The 3,781-nt window shown below is 64.2% G+C and carries 5 protein-coding genes; 3 read left to right on the top strand and 2 right to left on the bottom strand.

What is annotated here, in order from left to right; translation table 11 throughout:
- Window positions 1–1,233, bottom strand: a 1,233-nt coding sequence (locus tag ACILQR_RS15970) for an aldehyde dehydrogenase family protein (RefSeq protein WP_395652356.1), incomplete at its 3' end; no start/stop codon positions are given.
- A 104-nt stretch (window positions 1,234–1,337) separates the two neighbouring features.
- Between ACILQR_RS15970 and ACILQR_RS15965 the strand changes: the two genes are divergently transcribed.
- The 3 genes from ACILQR_RS15965 to ACILQR_RS15955 all read left to right on the top strand — a co-directional run bounded on the left by ACILQR_RS15965 (window position 1,338) and on the right by ACILQR_RS15955 (window position 3,147).
- Window positions 1,338–1,811, top strand: coding sequence for a MarR family winged helix-turn-helix transcriptional regulator (locus ACILQR_RS15965; RefSeq protein WP_395652355.1), 474 nt, complete (start codon window positions 1,338–1,340; stop codon window positions 1,809–1,811).
- 82 nt (window positions 1,812–1,893) lie between these two features.
- Window positions 1,894–2,370 carry a MarR family winged helix-turn-helix transcriptional regulator gene (locus ACILQR_RS15960; RefSeq protein WP_395652354.1) on the top strand — a complete coding sequence of 159 codons (477 nt, stop codon included), beginning with the start codon at window positions 1,894–1,896 and terminating at the stop codon, window positions 2,368–2,370.
- A 69-nt stretch (window positions 2,371–2,439) separates the two neighbouring features.
- The gene (locus tag ACILQR_RS15955) at window positions 2,440–3,147 is read left to right on the top strand and encodes an IS6 family transposase (RefSeq protein ID WP_395652353.1); all 708 of its coding nucleotides are present in this window, start codon (window positions 2,440–2,442) and stop codon (window positions 3,145–3,147) included.
- Between the two features lie 27 nt (window positions 3,148–3,174).
- On the opposite strand, the gene ACILQR_RS15950 is transcribed toward ACILQR_RS15955, so the two are convergent.
- A partial coding sequence (locus ACILQR_RS15950; protein ID WP_395652352.1) for a hypothetical protein occupies window positions 3,175–3,781 on the bottom strand: 607 nt, incomplete at its 5' end.

Here is a 3,781-nt window from a genome sequence, read left to right as displayed (position 1 = left end):
TTTGGCGACCTTCAGGCCGCGCGCGATGTCGCGGGTAAAGACCGCCGCCGACAGGCCGTATTCGGTGTCGTTGGCCAGTTCGACGGCGTGGGCCTCGTCACGGGCGCGGGTCACGGCGACCACAGGCCCGAAGCTTTCTTCGCTGAACAGCCGCATCGAAGGCGTTACGCGGTCGACGACCGTCGCCGGCATCAGTACCCCGGCCGAGGCCCCCCCGGTCACGCTGACGGCGCCGGCGGCCAAGGCGTCAGCCACCAGGCCCTCGACATGTTGGACCGTCTTCAGATCGACCACGGCGCCCAGCGGAGTCTTGCCTTCACGCGGATCGCCCACCGCCATGGTCGCGACCTTGGCGCGGAACTTCTCGACGAAGGCGTCGGCGACGGCGTCGACGACGATGATCCGCTCGGTCGACATGCAGATCTGGCCCTGGTTCATGAAGGCACCGAAGGCCGCGGCCTTGACCGCCTCGTCCAGGTCGGCGTCGTCCAGGATCACGAACGGTGCCTTGCCTCCTAACTCCAGAAGCACGGGCTTCAGGTTCTCGGCGGCCCGCCTGGCCACGATCCGCCCCACGGCGGTCGAGCCCGTGAAGTTGATGCGGCGGACCGCCGGATGATCGATCAGCGCGCCGACCACCTCGCCGGCATCGGCCGGGGCATTCGTGACCACATTGACGACGCCGTCGGGGAAGCCCGCATCGGCGAAGGCCTCGACGATCAGGGAATGGGTGCGCGGGCAGGTCTCCGACGCCTTGAGCACCACGGTGTTCCCGCACGCCAGCGGCACGGCGATGGCGCGGACGCCCAGGATGATCGGCGCATTCCAGGGCGCGATGCCCAGGACGACACCGGCGGGTTCGCGCAGCGCCATGGCAATGCAACCGGGCTTGTCGGACGGGATCACCTCGCCGCCGATCTGGGTTGTCAGGGCGGCCGCCTCGCGGACCATCCCGGCGCCCAGCATCATGTTGAACCGGGCCCAGCCCTCCGTCGCCCCGATCTCGTTCTGCATCGCCTCGACGAACGCGTCGGCTTTGGATTCCAGCGCGACCGCCGCCTTGTTCAACATCGCGCGACGCGCGTTGGGACCGAGGTTACTCCAGGCCGACAGAGCGCTCTGAGCCGCATCCACCGCCGCTGACGCGTCCGCAACGGACGCCGCAGGAGCCTCGCTGGCCACCCCCCCGGTCATGGGATTGAGCCGTTGGAAGGTTGCGCCGGACGAGCGCACGAGGGTCTGACTGGATTGAGACAAGATGCCACCCTAATGGTTTATGTTCTTATAGTTCGGATTCCTAGCAATATCGGTTGTGCGGCTCAAGCACTCTGTTCAAGATGAAGGACGAAAGGCCGGTGCCAACGACGCTAAACCACCCATTTCACGGCCTGATGGCCTTCCAGCTGCGGCAGGCGTCGGTGCTGGTCGCGGCCGATCTGGGTGAGCGTCTGGCAGACCTGTCGCTGACCATGACCAATCTTACGGTCCTGCTGATGATCCAATCCAACCCCGGCGTAACTCAAACCGAACTGGGCAAGGTGCTGGGCATCCAGCGCGCCAACCTGGCCCCATTGACAGCGACTTTTGCGGCACGTGGCCTGATCAAGAGGAACCGGATCGACGGCCGATCATACGGCCTGAGCTTAACCAGTGGAGGTGCAGACCTCGCTGCGCGTGCATGGGAACATGTCAGGGCGAACGAAATGCTTCTGCCGCACCGCTTGTCTGCCGTTGAACGAGCCGCCATCGTCGATTTGTTGCAGTCGCTGCGACCCGAGCCGCCAGGCCACCTCCAAGGCTCGCCTCTGTGATAGTAAGTGGCTAACACAGTCCTGTGTGCGGGGTTGTTCGTCCGCCTGGCACCTCCTCCCGTCAACCCGGACCCGCGTCACGATGAAGACCAAGACCCTTGCTCCACCGACCGAGGAAATCGGCAGTGCCAACGCCGCGCTGAACTTCGACGGGCTGGATGAGGTACTAGGGTTTCATGTCCGGCAGGCCCAAGGAACGATGCATCGCCGCCTGATCGAGACCCTAGCTTCCGTCGACCTGACGCAAAAGCAGGCCGGTGCCCTGTGGCTGGTCGGGGCCAATCCTGGCACATCGCAGATCGGCATCGGCGGCGCGCTGCGGATGGACCGGGCGACGACCATGGCCATCATCGATCGGCTGGAGGGCCGCACCCTAGTCGTGCGCCAACGGTCGACTGTCGATCGCCGTCGTCACGAGTTGTACCTCACGCCTGATGGTCAGAAGCTCCTGGTGCAGGTCAAGAAGCTGTCGCGCGAGCACGAGCTGAAGTTCTCGGACCGGTTCACGGCCGAGGAGCTGAAGACCCTGATCGACCTGCTGGGTCGCATCTACGGCTGAGTACCGCCGGGCGGGGTTCTGCCAGCCCAAACCGATTGCCCCGTCGTCATCCCCATCTAGCGTCGCCATATGGCCAACAGCACCAACCCGTTCCGCTACTTCGACAGTTCGCCAGAGGTGATCCGAACGGTGGTGATGATGTACGTGAAGTATCCGCTGTCCCTGCGGAACGTGGAGGACCTGCTGGCCGAGCGCGGCATCTACATTTGCTACGAGACGGTGCGGCTGTGGTGGAACCGCTTCGGCCCGATGTTCGCCGCGGAGATCCGCAGGAAGCGGGTGCAGCGCATACGCTCGTTCACGCATTGGCGATGGCACCTCGACGAGGTCTACGTGAAGATCAACGGCGAGATGCACTACCTCTGGCGGGCCGTGGACCAGGAGGGTGAAGTGCTGGAATCCTTTGCCAGAAACACCAGGGACAAGGCTGCGGCGCTGACTTTCATGAAGAAAATCATGAAGCGGCATGGTCGTGTGAGGGCAATTGCGATCGACGGTCTGCGCTCCTACAAGGCCGCGATGAAGGAGATCGGCAACGCTTCCAAACAGGAGATCGGCCTCTGGGCCAACAACAGGGTCGAGAACTCACACCTGCCCTTGCGACGACGAGAGCGCGCCATGGTGAGGTTCCGGCAGATGAAGACGCTGCAGAAGTTCAGCTTCGTCCATGCCGCCTTTCACAACCACTTCAATCAGGATCGCCACCTCATCAGCAGAGAGACATACAAAGCCCAACGCTCGGCCGCTCCGGCCGAGTGGAAGACGCTCGACGCATAGGGATCCCCTCCCCAGCCCGGACTCCACTCAGTGGAGACGAGTTGTCGTTGGACTGACAGCACCTCTGCTTGCCTTGTCTTGTTCACCCAGCCAGTCGACCGCGTTGAGCAGCCAGCGATCTTGAAGCGGCGCGACCATGTCGGGCAGGCGATGAACGAGAACGCGCATTTCGCCCGTCTTGGCGATGAAGCTGGCGGCCCCGTTCTTACGATCATGATCCCGGCTGTAGGCGGCGATGACCTCTAGGCCGTCGCCCTCAATCAGCATGCCGTTGGAAGGCTGGCCCTCGACCTGATGCAGGACGCTCATGCCGCAATCGACAGGAATGCCCGCGAATGTCGGATGGCTGCGCACATAGTTCCAGTTTCCCATCCAAGGCGCGCGCAGGCCGCCCACCTGTCCGGCATAGGAGAACAGCCCCAGGTCGGCGAGCTGTCGCCCTACGCCATCGGCCAGGCCATCCTCTTGAACCATGGCCAGCAGAGGGGTTCCGTCGCGCACCGCCGCCAGCACAGCTTCTGGAAGTTCACCCAGCACGACGGGCGGCGCGGCACCGGGTGTCGGCTGGGCCTCCAGCCCCGTCTGCTCTCCAACCTGCCGGCGTTCGATTTCGTCAGCCTTCAGACCCGAGGCG

It is taken from the genome of Brevundimonas sp. (assembly GCF_044239655.1).
Classification (GTDB): domain Bacteria; phylum Pseudomonadota; class Alphaproteobacteria; order Caulobacterales; family Caulobacteraceae; genus Brevundimonas.
Note: the sequence above shows the minus strand (reverse complement) of the source record. Positions and strands in the feature narration are given on the sequence as shown.

What these genes read in the sequence shown, in the direction of transcription:
- ACILQR_RS15960 (WP_395652354.1), top strand. Translation starts at nt 1,894, where the DNA reads ATGAAGACCAAGACCCTTGCTCCACCGACCGAGGAAATCGGCAGTGCC.
- ACILQR_RS15965 (WP_395652355.1), top strand. Translation starts at nt 1,338, where the DNA reads ATGAAGGACGAAAGGCCGGTGCCAACGACGCTAAACCACCCATTTCAC.
- ACILQR_RS15955 (WP_395652353.1), top strand. Translation starts at nt 2,440, where the DNA reads ATGGCCAACAGCACCAACCCGTTCCGCTACTTCGACAGTTCGCCAGAG.